Origin of the sequence: Nocardia sp. NPDC056541 (assembly GCF_042794235.1) — a bacterium.
Taxonomy (GTDB): Bacteria; Actinomycetota; Actinomycetes; order Mycobacteriales; family Mycobacteriaceae; genus Nocardia.
Genome location: NZ_JBHTUD010000005.1, coordinates 201,348 through 219,266, shown reverse-complemented (window position 1 = coordinate 219,266; position 17,919 = coordinate 201,348). Strand labels below are relative to the sequence as shown.

15 protein-coding genes are annotated in these 17,919 nt (G+C 69.1%); 3 read left to right on the top strand and 12 right to left on the bottom strand.

Translation table 11 applies throughout. The features are described from left to right. Nucleotides 1-73 precede the first annotated feature (73 nt). Together ACFQ9R_RS10915 and ACFQ9R_RS10910 are read left to right on the top strand one after the other, a co-directional pair. Entirely contained in the window at nucleotides 74-1,264 is a 1,191-nt protein-coding gene (locus ACFQ9R_RS10915; RefSeq protein ID WP_378990244.1) for an OB-fold domain-containing protein, read from the top strand. Next, a complete protein-coding gene (locus ACFQ9R_RS10910) occupies nucleotides 1,261-2,439 on the top strand; it encodes a beta-ketoacyl synthase N-terminal-like domain-containing protein (RefSeq protein WP_067444820.1) in 1,179 nt (392 codons plus the stop codon). Before ACFQ9R_RS10915 ends, ACFQ9R_RS10910 begins: the two co-directional genes overlap by 4 nt. A 163-nt stretch (nucleotides 2,440-2,602) precedes the next feature. Here the strand turns inward: ACFQ9R_RS10910 and ACFQ9R_RS10905 are convergent, their stop codons facing one another. Next, nucleotides 2,603-2,815 carry a DUF2283 domain-containing protein gene (locus ACFQ9R_RS10905; RefSeq protein ID WP_378990243.1) on the bottom strand — a complete coding sequence of 71 codons (213 nt, stop codon included), beginning with the start codon at nucleotides 2,813-2,815 and terminating at the stop codon, nucleotides 2,603-2,605. Between the two features lie 349 nt (nucleotides 2,816-3,164). Further along, nucleotides 3,165-4,712, bottom strand: coding sequence for an AMP-binding protein (locus tag ACFQ9R_RS10900; RefSeq protein ID WP_378990242.1), 1,548 nt, complete (start codon nucleotides 4,710-4,712; stop codon nucleotides 3,165-3,167). Nucleotides 4,713-4,802: 90 nt separating this feature from the next. Between ACFQ9R_RS10900 and ACFQ9R_RS10895 the strand changes: the two genes are divergently transcribed. Continuing rightward, a complete protein-coding gene (locus ACFQ9R_RS10895; protein ID WP_067444827.1) occupies nucleotides 4,803-5,519 on the top strand; it encodes an enoyl-CoA hydratase/isomerase family protein in 717 nt (238 codons plus the stop codon). Nucleotides 5,520-5,540: 21 nt separating this feature from the next. Here the strand turns inward: ACFQ9R_RS10895 and ACFQ9R_RS10890 are convergent, their stop codons facing one another. The 10 genes from ACFQ9R_RS10890 to ACFQ9R_RS10845 are packed head-to-tail and all read right to left on the bottom strand — an operon-like array spanning nucleotide 5,541 to nucleotide 17,522. Further along, nucleotides 5,541-6,077, bottom strand: coding sequence for a carboxymuconolactone decarboxylase family protein (locus ACFQ9R_RS10890; RefSeq protein ID WP_378990241.1), 537 nt, complete (start codon nucleotides 6,075-6,077; stop codon nucleotides 5,541-5,543). 56 nt (nucleotides 6,078-6,133) lie between these two features. After that, nucleotides 6,134-6,877: a 3-oxoacyl-ACP reductase FabG gene (fabG, locus tag ACFQ9R_RS10885; RefSeq protein WP_378990240.1), complete on the bottom strand. Its 744-nt coding sequence runs from the start codon at nucleotides 6,875-6,877 to the stop codon at nucleotides 6,134-6,136. After that, on the bottom strand, nucleotides 6,874-7,701 hold the full coding sequence (locus ACFQ9R_RS10880; RefSeq protein WP_378990239.1) for a TauD/TfdA dioxygenase family protein: 828 nt from the start codon (nucleotides 7,699-7,701) through the stop codon (nucleotides 6,874-6,876). Before ACFQ9R_RS10880 ends, fabG begins: the two co-directional genes overlap by 4 nt. Nucleotides 7,702-7,711: 10 nt before the next feature. Then, the gene (locus ACFQ9R_RS10875; RefSeq protein WP_378990238.1) at nucleotides 7,712-9,142 is read right to left on the bottom strand and encodes an aldehyde dehydrogenase family protein; all 1,431 of its coding nucleotides are present in this window, start codon (nucleotides 9,140-9,142) and stop codon (nucleotides 7,712-7,714) included. 7 nt (nucleotides 9,143-9,149) lie between these two features. Beyond that, nucleotides 9,150-10,856: a thiamine pyrophosphate-binding protein gene (locus ACFQ9R_RS10870; protein ID WP_378990237.1), complete on the bottom strand. Its 1,707-nt coding sequence runs from the start codon at nucleotides 10,854-10,856 to the stop codon at nucleotides 9,150-9,152. Next, nucleotides 10,846-11,772, bottom strand: coding sequence for an SDR family NAD(P)-dependent oxidoreductase (locus tag ACFQ9R_RS10865; protein ID WP_378990236.1), 927 nt, complete (start codon nucleotides 11,770-11,772; stop codon nucleotides 10,846-10,848). The genes ACFQ9R_RS10870 and ACFQ9R_RS10865 overlap by 11 nt, the downstream gene beginning before the upstream one ends. A gap of 24 nt (nucleotides 11,773-11,796) precedes the next feature. Next, nucleotides 11,797-13,638: a flavin-containing monooxygenase gene (locus ACFQ9R_RS10860; protein WP_378990235.1), complete on the bottom strand. Its 1,842-nt coding sequence runs from the start codon at nucleotides 13,636-13,638 to the stop codon at nucleotides 11,797-11,799. A gap of 49 nt (nucleotides 13,639-13,687) precedes the next feature. Next, nucleotides 13,688-15,061, bottom strand: a complete 1,374-nt coding sequence (locus tag ACFQ9R_RS10855; protein WP_378990234.1) for an SRPBCC family protein — start codon at nucleotides 15,059-15,061, stop codon at nucleotides 13,688-13,690. 8 nt (nucleotides 15,062-15,069) lie between these two features. Continuing rightward, nucleotides 15,070-15,927, bottom strand: a complete 858-nt coding sequence (locus ACFQ9R_RS10850) for an SDR family NAD(P)-dependent oxidoreductase (RefSeq protein WP_378990233.1) — start codon at nucleotides 15,925-15,927, stop codon at nucleotides 15,070-15,072. Then, nucleotides 15,924-17,522, bottom strand: coding sequence for an SMP-30/gluconolactonase/LRE family protein (locus ACFQ9R_RS10845; protein WP_378990232.1), 1,599 nt, complete (start codon nucleotides 17,520-17,522; stop codon nucleotides 15,924-15,926). Before ACFQ9R_RS10845 ends, ACFQ9R_RS10850 begins: the two co-directional genes overlap by 4 nt. Nucleotides 17,523-17,919: the final 397 nt, after the last annotated feature.

Sequence of the window (17,919 nt, the reverse complement as noted above, 5' to 3'; positions counted from 1 at the left end):
CCGATTCCGGCCTGTTGCTAGACTGCATTCTCTAATATGAGAATCACATTATCACCTAGGTCGGGAGAGCACGATGCCGTTGATCGCTTCGGTCGGTACCTATCTGCCGTGCTGGGGTACCGCCGAACAGCGCGTACCCGGTGACGACGAGGACGCGATCACCCTCGCCGTCGAAGCGGGCCGGGCCGCGATTGCCTCGGGGGCCGGGGTGGAGCACGTCGTGCTGGTAAGCCGGGATCTGCCGCTGCTGGAAGGCGGCAACGCCGCGGTACTGCTGGCAGGCCTCGGTCTGGATTCCGAGCTCGAGGTCACCGAACGGCTCGGCGGCGCACCCGCGACCCTCGACGCCCTCGGCTCGGCGCGGCCGCGAACCCTGGTGATCGGCGTCGACCTCGATCCGGCCGGCGCGGCCGCCGCCGTCACGGGCGAACGCGGACTGCAGGTGCGCACCGCGGCGCGCGTCGCCCGGAGCCTGCCGGTCCGGACCCGCTACGCCACCGGTGTCGTGCACGACTACGGCGACCCCCGACTATTGCGCGAACGCGGACTTCTCGGGTCACTGGCCGCGTCCTGGCTCGACACCCCGGTCGCGGTGGCCGGTGTCGATCACGAACAGGCCACCGACCTCTGTATCGGTACTCCGCCGCCGCTGCCCACCTTGGGTGCGAGTTCTGGATTGTTCGCGCTGGCGGCGATGGTGGACGCGGGACAGGCCGGCCCGCTGGTCGGGGTGGAACAGGGCAGTCTGTCCGGCGTCACGGTCGCGGCGGGCGCGGTGCCGGTGCATCGGCGCGAACCGCCGCCGCGGGAGAAACCGGTGACGAGCTTCGTGCCCGGGGCCGACATCCCGATCTCGCTGGCCGCCTATGAGCGCGCGTTCGAGGCGAAAGTGCGCTGGGCGGCCGGACGCCACGAGGGCACCGACGAACTGGACTTCCCACCCCGCTATCGGGTGGACGACGACGGCACGTTGCGCACCGACTACACGCTGGTGCCGTTGCCCCGCACCGCCACCGTGTACACGTCGGTGACCGTGCACGTGCCGGTGCCCGGGCTGAAAACGCCGTATTCGCTGGTCATCGTCGAACTCGACGAGGTCGGCGTGCGCGCGCTGGTGAAAGTGACCAGCGCCGAACCGGGTTCGGTGGACATCGGCGATCGCGGCCGCATGGTGTTGCGACGCGTGGCGGTGCGCTCCGGCGTGCCGGACTACGGCTACGCCTTCGAACCGGAAACCCCCGAACGACAGGAGTCGGCAGCATGAGAAGAGTCGCCATCGTCGGCGCCGGAATGACGCCCTTCGCCGAGCATTTCGCACTCGGCATCAAAGATCTGGTGCCGATGGCCTTCGCCGACTGCGCGCGCACCATCGACAAGGGGTTCCGAAAATCCGACATCCAGGCGGCGTGGTTCGGTGAGCTCGGCACCGCCGACGGGTTCGCCTCCGGCATTCTCGCCGACACCCTCGGGCTGCCCGACATTCCGGTGACCCGCGTCGAGAACGCCTGCGCCACCGGGCACGACGCGGTCCGCAACGCGCTGCTCGCGATCGCCTCCGGCGCTATCGACGTGGCCCTGGTGGTCGGCGCGGACAAGCTGCGTGAGTCGGCATCCAAGGACATGCTGTGGGAGTGGGAGGCGATGACCCGGGACATGGCCTGGGACTACCCGCTCGGGCTGGTCGCGCCTGCCGGGTTCGCGCTGCACGTGGCACGGTACCTGCACGAATCACCTGCCACACGCGAACACATGGCCATGGTCGCGGTGAAGAACCATCGGCACGGTGTCCGAAACCTCAAGGCGCGGTTGCGCTTCGAGATCAGTATCGAGGAAGCCCTCGCGGCGCCGACGGTGGTCACGCCCTTCGGGCTCTACGACTGCGCGCCGCAGAGCGACGGGGCGGCGGCGCTCGTGCTGGTGGCTGAGGACGTGGTTGATCGCTACACCGACCGCCCCGTGTGGATCCGCGGGGTCGGACTCGGCATGGATTCGGTGATGCACCAGCACAAGCGGGACATGACGACATTCCCCGCCACGGTCCGTGCCGCGCGCCAGGCGTTCGGCATGGCCGGGCTGACCCCGTCGGACATCGATGTCGCCGAGGTGCACGACTTCTTCACCGGCATCGAGTTGATGAGCTACGAGGATCTCGGGTTCGCCGATCGGTTCGAGGCCCACAAGCTCGTCGAAGCCGGCGTCACCAGCGTGGGCGGCGCGCTACCGGTCAATCCGAGCGGCGGCTTGAAGTCGAAGGGACATCCGCCGGGCGCCACCGGGGTGGCGCAGTGCGTAGAGTTGTTCGAGCAGTTGCGCGGCGACGCGGTGAACCAGGTCGACCGGGCCCGAATCGGGTTGGCGCACTCCATCGGTGGCCCCACCGCGGTCGCGGCCGTGACGATCCTGGCCGGGCCCGACGCGCGAGACACGGCTCAGTCGTAGGCGGGTCCGTCGATGACGGTGGCCGCGATCGCTGAGTCGATCAGCACAGTATTGGCAGCAATGCCAGGTGATCGCATCTCGCTTCGGGTTGATGCGGTCATCAGATCGAGCCGCCGGTTCGGGCTACCCGCAGCGTGTGCCGAGTAGCCCGAACCGGCGGGGATCATCCGATTTGTTCAGCCGCGTCGAGTACGTCGGCCGAGATGGTTTCGCGTGCGCCGATCACCTCGATGCCGAGTAGCACGCCATCGCCATCGAAATCCAGGACCATCTCGGCCCCATCGAGTAGCACTGCTTGTTGCCGGGCGGCTTGTCCGGGGCCGATGCGATCGGCGAGGTAGATCATCGCGGCGTTTGCCGTCGAATCGTAGGTCATCCGCACAAGGACAACTCCTGCCGAGTTGGTTCCGACTTCAGTTGCCCATTGTCGTTGATTCGTGATCGGATCACGCACTAGTACTGGCGCGGGCGTCGCTGGAAATGAGCGATGGGTACCAGCGTGTCGGACGACTTCGATGGCCGATCCGCAGGAGGTCGTAGCCGTACAGGCCAGCGGGCGAGTTGAGACCTGATCGCCCGGTATCGACTTTGCTGGAAATCGAGGGTGGCCAAGCGTTCTCGAGCTGCGCGCCGATGGCGTCGGTTCGGCACCATCGGCGCGCTGATGCGAGCCTGTACGTGGTCGCTGCGTGGGCTTTCGCGGCTCTACGTCTGGGCGCGGGAGTTCAGCCGTGCAACGGTTGGCGGTCGGCGATGTTTCGTCGGACGTGGAACTTCTGCACTTTGCCGCTGGCAGTTCGGGGGAAATCCTCGACCTGGTGCAGCTCCTCGGGCCACTTCTGTTTGGCGACACCGGCTTTGTCGAAGTGCGTACGCATCTCGTCGATGGTCGGCATCTCGTGGCCGGTGCGCAGTCGCACCACGGCGGCGGCGTGCTCGCCGAGGCGGGCATCCGGTGCGGCGACGACGACCGCCTCGGCGATTCCGGGCATTGTCAGCAGGACCTCCTCGACTTCGAGGGCGCTGATGTTCTCGCCGCCGCGGATGATGATGTCGGCCTTGCGGTCGGTGATCGTGAGGTAGCCGTCGGCGTCGAGTTCGCCGATGTCGCCGGTGCGGTACCAGCCGTCGGCGTCGAAGGCGGCGGCGGTGAGGGCGTCGTCGGTGTAGCCGAGGCACAATTCCGGTCCGCGACTGAGGATTTCGCCGTCGGGGGCCAGGCGGATCTCCACGCCGGGTAGGGCATCGCCGTCGGTGAACAGGCGTTTGTCCGAGGCCGCGGTGATCTGTGACCCGGTGATCGACGGGTGCTCGGTGCTGCCGTAGGAGCGGAAGACCGTGATGCCGAGTTCGTCGAGCCTGCGGGTGACCGCCGCGGGGACCGACGACCCGCCCAGGCCCGCGTACCGCATCCGGGGCAGATGCGCGGCGGTGAAATCGGGGTGGTCGAGCAGGCTGGTGACGAAGTACGTCGCGCCGCCGCCCACGGTGAGTCCGTCGCTGTGCATCAGCGCGAGGACGCGCTGCGGATCCCACACATCGGCCAGGTTCACCGGCGTCGCGTCCAGCACCGGGATCAGGAAGGCGTTCACCATGCCGATGAAGTGCCCGACGGGCGCCGCGGTGAGTTGTTTGCCGCGGTCGGGTGGGTACCAGGCGGACAGCTGCCGGGTTTCGTGACCGAGGGTCTCATGGCTGTGTATGACGCCCTTGGGCGCGCTGGTGGTTCCCGAGGTGAAGGCGATCAGTGCGGGGCCGCCCGGATCGGTCGGGAGGAATCCGGGCATCGGTTCGTCGGCGAGCAGGTCGTCGAAGTCGCGTCCCACCACGCCGACGATCGGGATGTCGGCGCAGAGATCGGCCTGGAACTCGAGGCGCCCGAAGCGCTCCGCTCCGATGAACACCCGTGGCGTGGTCGCCTCGAGGATGTAGGTCAGTTCCTTGCCGCCGTAGAAGTGCACGATGGGCACCACCACCGCGCCGAGGAAGGCCGACGCCCAGAAGGTGGCGGCGGCCTCCATCCAGTTGGGCAATTGGAAGGCCACGACGTCGCCGGGTCCCACGCCGCGAGCGCGCAGGCCCGCGGCGAGGCGACGGGCCCGGTGCTCGACCTCGCCGAAGGTGCCCGACCAGGGACGCTCGGCGGAGTGCACCCGGAATTCGGTGTCCGGGGCGGCGGCGAGGCCGCGCGTCAGCAGCTCGCCGATCGGTTCGCCGGTCCACCAGCCCTGCGTTCGGTAACGCTCGACCAAGTCGGCGGGAATGCTGCGCACGTGAGACTCCAATGCCCGATCCGAAGTTCTGCGGCGCTGATGTTATTCTCTGAAAACAAGAATGACAATCTCGTGATGGGAGAATCTTAGATGGTCGAGCTCGAGCTGGACGAGGGCGTCGCGGTCATCACGATCGATCGACCGCACGCGCGCAACGCCATCGCGCCCGTCACGATGGACGAGCTCGACGAGGCGCTCGACAAGGCGGCGGGTGCGCGTGCTCTCGTCGTGCGCGGAGCCGGTGAGCGCGCGTTCGTCTCCGGCGGTGACCTGAAAGAACTCAGCGCTCTGCGCACCGAGGAACAGGCCGCCGCGATGGCCTGGCGGATGCGCTCGATCTGCGACCGGCTGGCGAGTTTCCCCGCCCCCGTGATCGCCGCGCTCAACGGGCATGCGCTCGGCGGCGGCGCCGAGTTCGCGGTGGCCGCTGACATCCGCGTCGCCGCCGACGATATCAAGATCGGCTTCAACCAGTCCGCGCTGGCGATCATGCCGGCCTGGGGCGGCGCGGAACGACTCGCCGCCCTCGTCGGCAAGAGCCGCGCGCTGCTGCTCGCCGGGTCCGGCGCGATCCTCGACGTCGTCGAGGCGCAGCGACTCGGCCTGGTGGATCGGGTGCTGCCGCGCGCGGAGTTCGAGGACGGCTGGCGCGCGCTGGCCCGATCGCTGGCCACCCCGCAGGCCGCCGAGATCAAGCGCGTCGTCGGCGGGGTGTCGGCCGAGGAAGCCGTCGCGGCCTTCGCGCGCCTGTGGGTGGCGGATGAGCACTGGGCCGCCGCCGACGCGGTGCTCACCCGCCGCGGATAATCCGCGCCCACCTGCCCGCGCTCACTCCGGTGCGGGCAGGTACGGCACCAGCGCGGCTTCGGCCGCCACGGCGAACGAGCTCAGAGCCATGGCGAGCATCGCGTACATGCCCACGGTGAACACCACATCCATCAGCTGGTGCTCGTCGAACTCGGTCGCCAGGGCGGTCCAGGTCGGGCCGCTCACGGCCCCGTCGCCGAGCAGTTCGTCGACGGCGGCCAGCAGCGCGCCGTCGATCGCCGACCACCCGGGCGCGCTCGGACCCCGTTCGATTCGGGCGATCTCCTCGGGCTCCAGGCCCGCGTCGGCGGCCAGGATCGAATGCTGGGCCCACTCGTAGCCGCAGCGCTGGACCGCCGCCACCCGCAGCACCAGCAGCTCGCGCTGCCGGGCCGAGAGCGTGGAGCCGTAGAGGAAGTGCCCGTTGAAGGTGAGGAACGGTTTGGCCAGCGCCGGATATCTGGCCAGCGTGCCCAGCAGGTTCGCCCCGCTCTGCCGCCCGGTCGACGGCTTGTCGCCGATCGCCGCGCTGCGATACTCGGCCATGAACGTGGTCATCTCCGTGGACCATTCCGCCTTCGGCAACGGCGCGATGCGGGGCTCTTGCGCCGCTGTCACGTGTTCCGCCCGCCGTTGACGCCGATGATCTGACCGGTGAGATAACCGGCCTCCTCGCTCACCAGGAACGCGCAGGTGGCGGCCACGTCGGCCGGTGTGCCGATCCGGCCGACCGGAGTGCGCGCGATCTGCGCCTCGACGTCGATGAACCCCTTGTCCACGGTGTGGCGCAGCATCGGGGTGTCGATGAAGCCCGGCGGAATGGTGTTCACCGTGATGCCGCGTTTGGCGAACTCGAGCGCGAGCACCTTGGTCAGACCCACCACGCCCGATTTCGCCGCGACGTACCCGGCCAGCCCGGCCGCGCCGCTGTGCACGCTCGACGACGAGATGTTGACGATGCGTCCCCAGCCCTGCTCGATCATGTCCGGGATCACCGCCTGGCAGCAGTCGAAGGTCCCGGTGAGATTGATCGCCAGGGCCCGGTTCCAGGTCTCGGCGCTGATCTCGAGGAAGGGACCGTCCAGGGTGAGACCTGCGCTGTTCACCAGCACCGCCGGTCGACCGAGCCGGGCGCGGACCTCGGCGACCCCGGCGTCGATCGCCGCGCGGTCGGTGACGTCGACCGGCAGGCCGATCGCCCGACCGCCGGCGTTCTCGATCGCGGCGGCGGCGTTCTTGGCCGCGTCACCGTTGAGGTCGAAGATGGCGACGGATGCCCCGTCGGCGGCGAGCCGCGCGCTGATCGCGCCGCCGATCCCCGACGCGCCGCCGGTGACGATCGCGGTGCGGGCGCTCATTTGATGGCCTCGTCGCCGGCGAGGGTGGTGCGGTGCATCCGACGCGGTTCACGCCGGTCGAACTCGCACGCCCGGTGGACCAGGCCCCGGTTGTCCCAGATCACCAGATCGCCCACCGACCAGGCGTGGCGCAGCACGCGCTCCGGGGCGGTGGCGCGCGCCTGGAGGTCGTCGAGCAGTGCGCGCCCCTGCTCGGGGTCCATGCCGACGATGTGGGACGTGGTCGCCCCGAAGACCAGGGAGCGCCGCCCGGTGTCGTGCTGCCACACCAGCGGATGCTCGCGCACGGTGCGCGAGGCCCATTCGGTGAGCTGCTCCTCGGTGGGGTCCGGGTAGGTCAGTCGCTGGATCGCGGCGAAGGTGTGCACCACCCGCAGGTCGGCGAAGCGCTGCCGCTCGTCGTCGGAGAGGTTGTCGTAGGCCGCGTAGGTGCTGGCGAACTCGGTCTCGCCGCCCTCGGTGGCGATCACGTGCGCGCTGAGCATCGACGCCTTGGCCGGGATGGCGTCCAACGCGCCGTCGAGGTGCCAGAAATCGTTGCTCGCGAAGTACTCCGCGTTGGGATTGTCGGGGTCGAAGCTGATCTGCATGACATCGGGGTTGGCGTAGAGCGGGAACTGCACCAGCTCGCCCAGCCGCCGCCCGAACGCCGCCTGCGCCTCGTCGCCGATGTGCAGTTCGCGAAACAGCAGGACGCCGTGCTCCTCGAGCGCCGCCATGCACGCGGCCGGAATGTCGGGGTCGTGCAGCAGCCGGTCGGCGTCGGCGTCGAGCACCTCCACGCCGACGGCGTCGCTCAGTTTCTTCGTGGCCAGGGTAGGCATCGGTCGCCTCTCATTCTTCCGGCGGCGCGTAACCGAGCACGCCCTTGATCTCGAGGTAGTCGTGGAAGCCGAAATCGCCCCACTCGCGGCCGTTGCCGCTCTTCTTGTAGCCGCCGAAAGGCGTGTGGAAATCGAACCCGTCGTTGATCGCGATCGACCCCGCCCTGATCCGGCGGGCGACCGCGCGCGCCTGCGCCAGGTCGGTGCCGGCGACGAAGCCGGCCAGGCCGTACTCGGTGTCGTTGGCGATCTCGACGGCGTGGTCGAGATCGTCGTAACCCAGGATCGTCAGGACCGGCCCGAAGATCTCCTCGCGGGCGATCGTCATGTCATTGGTGACCTCGGCGAAGACGGTGGGCCGCACGTAGTAGCCGATGCTCAGACCGTCCGGTTTGCCGGGCCCGCCTGCCACCAGTGTGGCCCCCTCTCCGATGCCCTTGGCGATCAGTGTCTGGATCTTGTCGAACTGGTTGGCCGAGACCACCGGGCCGATGGCGAACTCGCCGTGCGGATCGCCGACGGTGACCCCCTCGGCCGCACCGCGGGCGACCTCGATCGCCTCGGCCATCCGCGCGGCGGGCACCAACATGCGCGAGGGCGCGCTACAGGTTTGGCCCGAGTTGAGCATCATGCTCACCACGCCCTTGCCGACGTTCTCGGCGAAGGCGTCGTCATCGAGGATGATGTTGGGGTTCTTGCCGCCGAGCTCCTGGGTGACCCGCTTGACCCCGGCCGCCGCGTTGCGCGCGATGTCGATGCCCGCCCTGGCCGAGCCGGTGAACGAGACCAGGTCGACGTCGGGATGACTCGCCAACGGCACGCCGACGGCGAGGCCGTCGCCCTGCACGAGGTTGAACACCCCGGCCGGAACACCGGCGGCATCGAGGATCTCGGCGAAGATCTGTCCGGAGAACGGCGCGAGTTCGGAGGGCTTGAGCACCATGGTGCAGCCGGTGGCCAGCGCGGGGAAGACCTTCACCGCGATCTGGTTCAGCGGCCAGTTCCACGGGGTGATCAGGGCGCAGACCCCGATCGGCTCCTTCACGATCAGTGACGCGCCGCGCTGTTCCTCGAAGCGGAATCCCTCGAGGACCTCGATCGTGGTGCTGAGGTGGCCCGTCCCCAGGTCCACCTGGAAGCCGTTGGCCAGGGCGGCCGGTGCCCCCAGCTCCTCGATCAGCGCCGCCCCGAGATCGGGGGCGCGTTTCTGATATTCGGCGAGAACCGCGCGCAGCAGCGCGAGCCGTTGCGCGGGCTCGGTGCTCGACCACCCGTCGAACGCGGCGCGCGCGGCGGCGACCGCGCGGTCCACGTCCGCCGCCGTGCCGACGGCCACCGTGCCGCACACCTGCTCGGTGGCCGGATTCACCACGTCGATGGTGTGGGGCTCGGCGGGGTCGGTCCACTGCCCGTCGATGTAGAGCTTCAGATATTCACGCATGATTTCCTCACTGAGTGCCTTCCGCGTACCAGGTGCGGAATTCGTCGTAGCTCGGCATTTCTTCCGAATTCGCCTTCGGGTCGACCGCGACGTGGATGACGCCCGGTCGCCCGCTGGCGTAGGCGCGTTTGATGGCGGGGGCGATGTCCTCGTCGCGCTCGACGTATTCGCCGTAGCAGCCGAAGCCCTCGGCGACCTTGTCCAGCCGGGTGTTCTTGCTCCAGTGCACGCCGGTCTCGAGCGAGCCCTGCCCGTAGGTGCGCTTGTAGACGCCGACCTCGAGCCCCCAGGCGTAGTCGACCGCGACCACGCAGACCAGGGGCAGATTCAGGCGCGCCGCGGTTTCGAGTTCGGCGATGTGGAACTGGAACGAGGAGTCGCCGGTGATCAGCATCATCGGTCGTTTGCCGCCGTCGGCCACGCCCGCGCCTACCGCGTAGGGCAGGCCGGTGCCCAGGTGCCCGAAGTTCTGATTCCACATGACGTCATGGGGTTTGGCCTGCGAGTAGGTCCAGCCGAAGATCGTCGTGGCGCCGCCGTCGCGCACCATGATGCCGTCGGCCGGAAACGCCTGCGTCGCCTCCACGATCAGCCGCGCCGGGTGCACCGGCGACATCCCCGACGGCGCGGTCTCGGCCAGTTCCGCGAGCTGGGCCGCGTCCTGTTCGATCCAGCCCGCGAGCTCGGGGGTGGCGGTGCGCGGGGTCTCGCGCAGCGCCTCGACCAGCTGCGGGACGATCGCGCGCAGGTCACCGACCAGCGGCACGTCCACCGATCGGTTCACCCCGATGGCCTCGGGGTCCTGCTCGACGAGGATCCACTTGCGGTTGGCCTCGTTGGCGACCCAGTGCCGTCCGCGCCCGTAGTGCACCGGTTCGCCCAGTTCGGTGCCGATGGCCAGGCACAGATCGGATTTCACGACCGCGTCGATCGCCGCCGCCGAGAACCCGTACGGGAAAGTGCGGTCCTCGAGCCCGGGGATGAAGGAGGTGCCGCCCGAGGTCTGGATGACCGGGCAGGCCATGGCCTCGGCCAGCGCGCGGACCGACTTGCCGGCGCGTGTGGTGTGCACGCCGTGTCCCACGAGCAGCACGGGCTGGCTCGCCGCGCGGATGTAGTCGACCGCCTCGGCGATCCGGTCCGCACCGGCGGTCTGTCCCACCAGGCGATACGCCGACGGCGCCAGCGCGGGCCCGACCTCGAGTTCCTCCTGGATCACGTGCGAGGGGTACTCGATGTACACCGGGCCGGGGGTGCCCGAAAGCGCCTTGCGCAGACCCTGCCGGATGACCTCGTCGGTCTGGTCGGCGTATTCGATACTGGCGCAGTACTTCACCGACGGCTCGAACAGTTCCGCCTGCTTCACGAACTGGATGCGACCGCGCCGCACCCGCTGTTCGGTGATCCGCGCGCGCTGCCCGCCCAGGAAGATCACCGGCGAGTTCTCGACCTTGGCGCACATCATGGCCCCGGCCAGGTTGGCGACGCCGGGGCCGAGGGTGCCGATGCACACCGCGGCCTTGCCGGTCATCCGGGACACCGCCTCGGCCATGAAACCGGCCGACTCCTCGTGGTGCGGGGCCACCACCGTCCAACCGCGTTCTTCGGCGAGATGGAACATGTGCACGAAGTTGGGGTCGGGAATGCCGAACAGGGTGTTGATGCCCTCGGCTTCGAAGAGTTGCAGAATGCGTTCGTAGACTTTAACCGACATGCGTGCTGCCCTTCATAGCTGTCGCGAAGCTCTTGGTGATGTGGTCGATGTGTCCGGAGGGGACGACCGGCAGGATCCAGGGATCCTCGGTCGCCCGGATGTCGTCGATCCGCGCGCCGACCTCCTCGATCGACCAGCTCGGCTGGTAAACCCCGGGGGTCTCGGCGATGAACGCCCGCGCCACGCGTCCGGCGATCGACACCAGCATCTCCCCGGTGATCGAGCAGGATTCGTGCGCGAGCCACCCCACCACCGGCGCCGCCAATTCCGGGTCCATGGGCGGATAGGCCGAGGTGTCGATGCCCTCGGCGAGGCGGGTGAGCGCGGCGGGCACGATCACGTTGCAGCGCACGCCGTGTTCGGCGCCCTCGAGCGCGATCACGTTGGACAGTCCGATCAGCCCCGCCTTGGCGGCGCCGTAGTTGGCGACGCGGTGGTTGCCGTAGAGCCCGCCGATCGAGGAGGTGAGGACCACCCGGCCGTATCCGGCCTCGCACATCAGCGCAAACGCCGGGCGCACCACGTGGAACGCGCCGCGCAGGTGGACGTCGAGGACGGCGTCGAAATCCTCGTAGGACATCTGCGCCAGCGGTGCGTACCGGTTGTTGCCCGCGTTGTGCACGATGATGTCGATCCGGCCGAAGGCCTCGATCGCGGTCGCCACGATCGCGCGCCCGCCCTGCGCCGTCGCCACCGAAGCGGTGCTGGCCACCGCGATGCCGCCGGCGGCGGTGATCTCCTCGACCACCGCCGCGGCGACCCCGGCGTCGCCGCTGTCCCCGCTGATGGTGGCGCCGGGATCGTTGACGACCACCCTGGCCCCCTTCGCGGCGAGCAGCAGCGCGTAGGCGCGGCCCAATCCGCGTCCGGCGCCGGTGATCACGGCGACTCTGCCCTCGAACCCGAGTTCAGACATGGTGGGCTCCGCTCGCCGCGCGCCTCATCGGGCCGGTTCGGTCGGGGTGCCCAGCGCCAGGCCGGGCAGCTCGCCGGTGTGGCGCCACGCCTGGAGCAGATCCTCGAAGGCGTAGAAGCCGGGCCAGTACGGGTCGCCGAGATGGGAGCGGATCTGCTGTTCGCCCTCGTTGTTGTAGTAGCCGGGGGTGCACTCGCGCTGGAAGTTGCTGTTGTCGATCGCGCTCTCGCGCACGGTCGCGCACCACTGTTCCTGCGCGTCGGCGGTGGGTTCCACCGTGGTCGCGCCCCGGCTCATCGTCTGCTCGATGATGAAGGCGATGTGGCGGGCCTGCTGTTCGAACATGGCCGTCGTGCTCGCGGTCACCCCGCCCTGGACGAACCCGGTGAAGAACTGGTTCGGGAAACCGGTGGTCATCGTGCCGTGCAGGGTGCGGTAGCCCTTGGCCCAGTGGTCGTAGAGCGAGAGCTCGTCGCGGCCCACGTAGGGGGCGATGCCGAAGCGTCGGTCGAGGTCGGTGGTGATCTCGAAACCGCTGGCGAAGATGATGCAGTCCACTTCGTGTTCGACGCCGTCGGCGACGATGCCTGTGGCGGTGATCCGCTCGACGCCCTTGGTGCCGGAAACATCGACGAGCGTGACGTTGTCGCGGTTGAAGGTCGGCAGGTACTCGTCGTTGAAACACGGCCGCTTGCACAGGAACCGGTAGTAGGGCTTGAGCGCCTCGGCGGTCGCCGGGTCGGTGACGATCTCGTCGACCCGGTCACGCACCCGCTGCATCGCCCGATAGTCCGCCAGCTCGCGCAGCTCCATGAACTTCTCCGGCGTCAGCTCCGCCCAGCCGCCGGTGCTGTCGAGGTGGTCGCGCACGTTGCGGCTGACCTCGGTCCAGCCGTCGCAGACCAGATCGTCCTGACCGGGACCGTAGGCTTCGAACGCGCCGGTGTGGAAGTTGCGGCGGATCTCCTCCTGCCAGCCGGGCTGCAAGCTCTCGGCCCACGCGGGGTCGGTGGGCACGTTGCCGCGCTCGTAGATGTAGGACGGGGTGCGCTGGAAGACGGTGAGATGGCGCGCCGAGCGGGCCAGGTGGGGGATGGACTGCACGCCGCTGGCGCCGGTCCCGATGATCGCCACCCGCTTGTCGGCGAGCTTGTCCAGGCCCCCGCGCATGTCGCCGCCGGTGTACTCGTAGTCCCAGCGCGCGGTGTGGAAGGTGTGTCCCGCGAAATCGCCCAGACCGGGGATGCCGGGCAGTTTGGGCCGGTTGAACGGGCCCTGACACATGACGACGAAGCGGGCGCGGATCTCGTCGCCCCGATCGGTGCCGATCCGCCAGCGCTGGATCGACTCGTCCCACGCCATCGAGCGGGTGAGCGTGCCGAAGATCGCCTTGTCGTAGAGACCGAAGTGCCTGCCGATGCGCTGGCAGTGCTCGAAGACCTCGTCGCCGTAGGAGTACTTCTGCTTCGGGACGTAGCCGACCTCCTCGAGCAACGGCAGATAGCAGTAGCAGTCGGTGTCGCACTGGATGCCGGGGTAGCGATTCCAGTACCACGCGCCGCCGAAATCGCCGGCGTGCTCGATGATCCGGAAGTCCGCCACCCCGGCCTCGCTGATCCGGGCTGCGGTGACGAGTCCGGCCAGCCCGCCGCCGAGGATCGCCACGTCGATGTCCTGGGAGATCGGCGGTCGCGGCTGGACCGGGGTGTACGGGTCGGCTTCGTGATACTCGGCGAAGTCCGCCTCGGCCGTCACGTACTGCTGCTGGCCCTCGGGGCGGATGCGCTTGTCGCGTTCGGCGAGATACTTCGCCCGGAGCGCTTCGTGATCGACCTCGGGTGTCTGCGTTGGTGCGCAGTTCTGCATGCGAATTCCTCGGTGTGGTGCGGTGTTTCGGGTGATCAGGGCACGGGACTCAGGCGAGGTCGCGCGGTGCGCCGGTGCCCATGTAGGTGGCCAGGTTGTGGTGCAGGTTCACGACGCTGCGTTCGCGGTAGGGATTGGGCATCGGCCCGGCGAAGCCACGCGTCTTCATGCCCTGCTGCACAGCGGCCATGTTCGAGAAGTCCTGGGGCAGGACGGTGCGCCAGGCCGGATCGTCGGCCGCGGTGTACTCCCACTCGGTCTTCGGTTCCTGGCCGGCCGGGAACAGTTCGTAGACGGCCGCCTCGAAGATGCACTTGTCGGGGTCGTAGCCGTAGGGCCGGGCGCTGTAGCAGAGCATGTTGTTGAGCGCGTGCCCGATCTGGAAGTTGGGGAAGATCTGCCACGCGGTCCCCGCCGCCGCGACGACCTGCGGGTCCACCGTCGGCCACACCACCCCGCGATCGGCGTCGTACTCGCGGGCCGATTGCAGCCAGTGTTTGAGCACCTGATCGGCCGGGGTGCCCTCGGGCAGCTCCGCGACCAGCCGATTCGCGGCGTCGACCAGGGTTCGGGTGGTGTTGGTGTTGGCGTTCTCCCAGGTGAAGTTCTGGAGTTCGGCCGTGGACATGCGGGCGTCGGGTCCGGCGCCGAGCCGCAGCTTGGCCTGGTTCTCCTCCATGCCCTTTGGCGCGTCGTAGCCGATGTTGCTGTGCTTGCCCTGCGCGCGCGACCACCCGAGGAAGTTGCCGAAGTTCATGAACTCGGGGTGGGTGTAGGGCACGTGGTAGGTCTCCATGAACGCCTCCAACGCGACCTTCCAGTTGCAGTCGAAGACCAGCCAGCGCCGCCACCGATAGCGCATGTTCTCCAGCTGGAACGGATCGAGCAGCCCGGCCGCGGGCTCCAGGTACTCCCGCAGCGGCTCGGCCTCGGGGTCCATGGTGATCCAGATCCAGCCGCCCCAGGTGTCGACCCGCACCTCGCCGAGCCGGGTGCGGTCCGGGGTCAGCCCGCACGGCCAGTCCTGCTGCTCGGCCGCGAAGGTATTGCGGCCCTCGAGGTCGTAGCGCCAGCCGTGGAACCCGCAGACGAACTGCTTGCGGCGGCCGTGCGCCTCCCGCGCGCCCGGGGGAGTGTCGATCAGCCGGCGGCCCCGATGCGAGCAGACGTTGTAGTAGGCGCGCAGCGTGTCGGGCGCCGAGCGCACCACGATGATCGAGTCGTCGAGGATGTCGTAGGTGAGGAAGTCGCCGACCTGGGCCAGTTCCTCGACCCGACCGACCTGCTGCCACACCTTGGTCCACAGCTTGTCGCGTTCGGCGCGGGCGTAGTCCGGCGACAGATAGGCCTCCACGCCGATCGAGCGCGGGGTCGACAGCGCCTCCTCGGTAGTGGTGAGCGCGGACTCTGTGGTGTCGGTCATGACCTCTCCTAGCGGGTGATGGCGGTGCGGAACGCGTCGTCCTCGAGGAACAGCGATGTGTGGTCGGCGTCGAGGTGGGTCCACTTGAGGTCGAGTCCGCCGTCGACCAGCAGCGTCTGACCCGTGATGTAGGTCGACAGGTCCGAGAGCAGGAACAGGATCGCGCCCGCCTGCTCCTCGGGCCGCGCGCGCCGACCCATGGCGATGGCGCGCCGGTCCCGGTCGGCGGCCTCGCCGACATAGGTCGCCGAAGCGGGGGTCTTGGTCACCCCGGGCGCGATGGCGTTGACCCGGATGCCGTCGGCGGCGAGTTCGACCGCCATGGTCCGGGTCGCGGCCACCAACGCGGCTTTGGCCGTGCCGTAGCCGATGTGGAACGGCGCGGTGTTCATGCCGCTGATCGAGGAGATCGAGACGATCGAGCCGGGCCGTCGCCGCGTTTTCAATTCGGCGGCGACGGCCTGACTCATGAAGAACATCGTTTCGAGGTTCTGGGTGAACAGCGCTCGCCAATCGGCGCGACTCACCCGCAGCGCGGGCATCCAGGTCGCCGGGGCCGCGCCGCCCGCCACGTTGACCAGACCGTGCAGGTCGCCCTCGGTGGCGCGGATCGTCGCGAGCACCGTGGCGATGCCGTCGTCGGTGGCGGCGTCGGCCGCCACCGGCACCACCGCGAGCCCCTGCTCGATCAGCGGGTCGATGTGGGTCGTGAGGTTGTCCTTCGAACGGCTCACCGCGATCACGGTGGCCCCGGCCCGCGCGACCATCTCCACCACCGAGGTGCCGATGCCGCCGCCCGCCGCCCCGGACACCACGACGACGCGTCCGCTCAGGTCGATCGACCCGGCCGCCACCGCCGGGTTCATGCCGTGGCGCGCAGCGCGAGCACGCTGCCCTCGGCGTCGGCCGACAGGTACAGGGTCCCGTCGGGTCCGGCGGTGATCCCCGCGAAGGGGCCCTGCGGACCGGAGAACGGCGGCAGCCCGCGCAGCGGCTTGGGCGTGACGCCGGGAGGCGCGCCGACCGGCAGATTCCGGGCCAGGGTGGTCCGCACCTTGGTTGCCAGATCCACGCTGATCAGCGACTTGCTGCCCACGTCGACGACGTAGAGCGTGTCGCCGCGCACCAGGATGCCCTGGGGCTGCTCGAGCGCGTCGACCACCGTGTCGACCCCGGCGCTGCTCACCGAGACGATGCGGCCCGCGCCGGCTTCGGCGACCAGGCAGGTCCCGCCGGTGGTGAACGCGACGCCGATCGGCTGGTTCAGGCCCGAGGCCAGCTCCTCGACCCGGCCGCCGGACCGCACGGCCAGCACCCGGCCACGGCCGAACTCCGTGGCGACGATGTCGCCGTTGGGTCCGAGCGCCACGCCGTAGAGCTGGTCGAGTTCGTCGGCCAGCACCTCGCTCTCCTGACTTGCCGGCCGCCACCGCGTGATCTGTCCGCCCGAGGTGGTGACCACGAATTCCCCCGCGCCGACGGCGGTGACGCCCCGGATGAAGCCGGGATAGCCGGGGCTGAACAGCATGCCGACCGTTTCCGGGGCCTGTCCCGGGCGCAGCACGTAGAAGTAGGTGCCGTCGGCGACGTAGAGTTCGCCGTCGCTGCCGACGGTGAGGTCCAGCGGCCAGTTCAGGCCGCCGGGCAGGGTGGTTCTGGTCTCGCCGCCGTCGAGGACCTCGGTGATCTCGCCGGTGAAGTTGGAGACGAAGAGCCGGCCGTCGACGAACGTGCAGTTGTCCAGGCCGGGGTTCAGGGTGGCCAGGACGGTGCGCTGTCCGGTTCGGGGATCGATGCGCAGGACCTCGCCGGTGCTCACCTGGGTGGAGACGATGTTGCCCGCCGCGTCGAACTTCACCGAGTCGGGCACGCCGAGATCGCCGACGACGCGTTCGGGTTCGCCGCCGCGCGGGTCGATCCGCCAGATGTCGTTGGTGCCCATCACCGGGTAGTAGAGGAGCCCGTCGGGACCGACCTCCATGGCGTTGGGCATGGCCAGGTTCTCCGCCAGGACCCGGGGCTCGCTGCCGTCGGTGAACAGCTCCATGAGCCGTCCGCCGACGCGACATTCGTTGACGAACAACCGGTTCTGGTGCACGGTGATGCCGTTCGCGCTCGGCAGATCGTCGCGCAACACCCTGGTCTGGCCGTCGGCGCCGCGCATGCTGACCCGCCCGTCCATCACCTCGGTGGCGAACAGGTTGCCGTGGTCGTCGAAGGCCAGGTCGTCGGGGGCGATGATGTCGCCGCCCTTGGCGCTGATCGTCTCGAGTCCGCCGGTGGCGACGTCGAGGGCGCTGATCTGGCTGCCGGTCACCTGGGCGACGTAGATGCGGCCGTCGGGGCCGGTGCGCAGGCCGTTGGCGCCGAAGAGCCGGCTCGGCGGCGTGAGGCGTTCCAGGCTCCACCCTTCGGCGAGGCTCGTTGCTGTGGTGCTGATGTAGCGCGCCCCTTGTATCAAGGTGGGGCCTCCTCCGGGTGAGTGCGTCGGGGTCCGCGATGGGGTGGCGTCGCAGTCCTGCGGATCGCCGGAGGGTGATGCGGACCACTTCATCGGTGGCTCGGAGCCTGCCAGCAAGCGGTGAGCATTGCAAGTATTGTTATCCTTGTAAGGATTAGCTAGCATGCGCGAAGAGTGAGAATTGCAATCTCTTCTGAAGCAAGGCAAACTCTACCGCTGATGACGTGCGGTTTTGTGGGGAATCGCGTGGTGATCCGCGCACGAAGAAGCCTCGCGCTGGGTCGCACGGGGTGGGTCGCGCGATTCGGCTCCGTCAGCGGGGGTGAACGCGGTGGCGTACTGCCGGTCGGCGCATAGCGGGGGGCTACGGCACGCGGCGACTGAATATTGTTGTGCC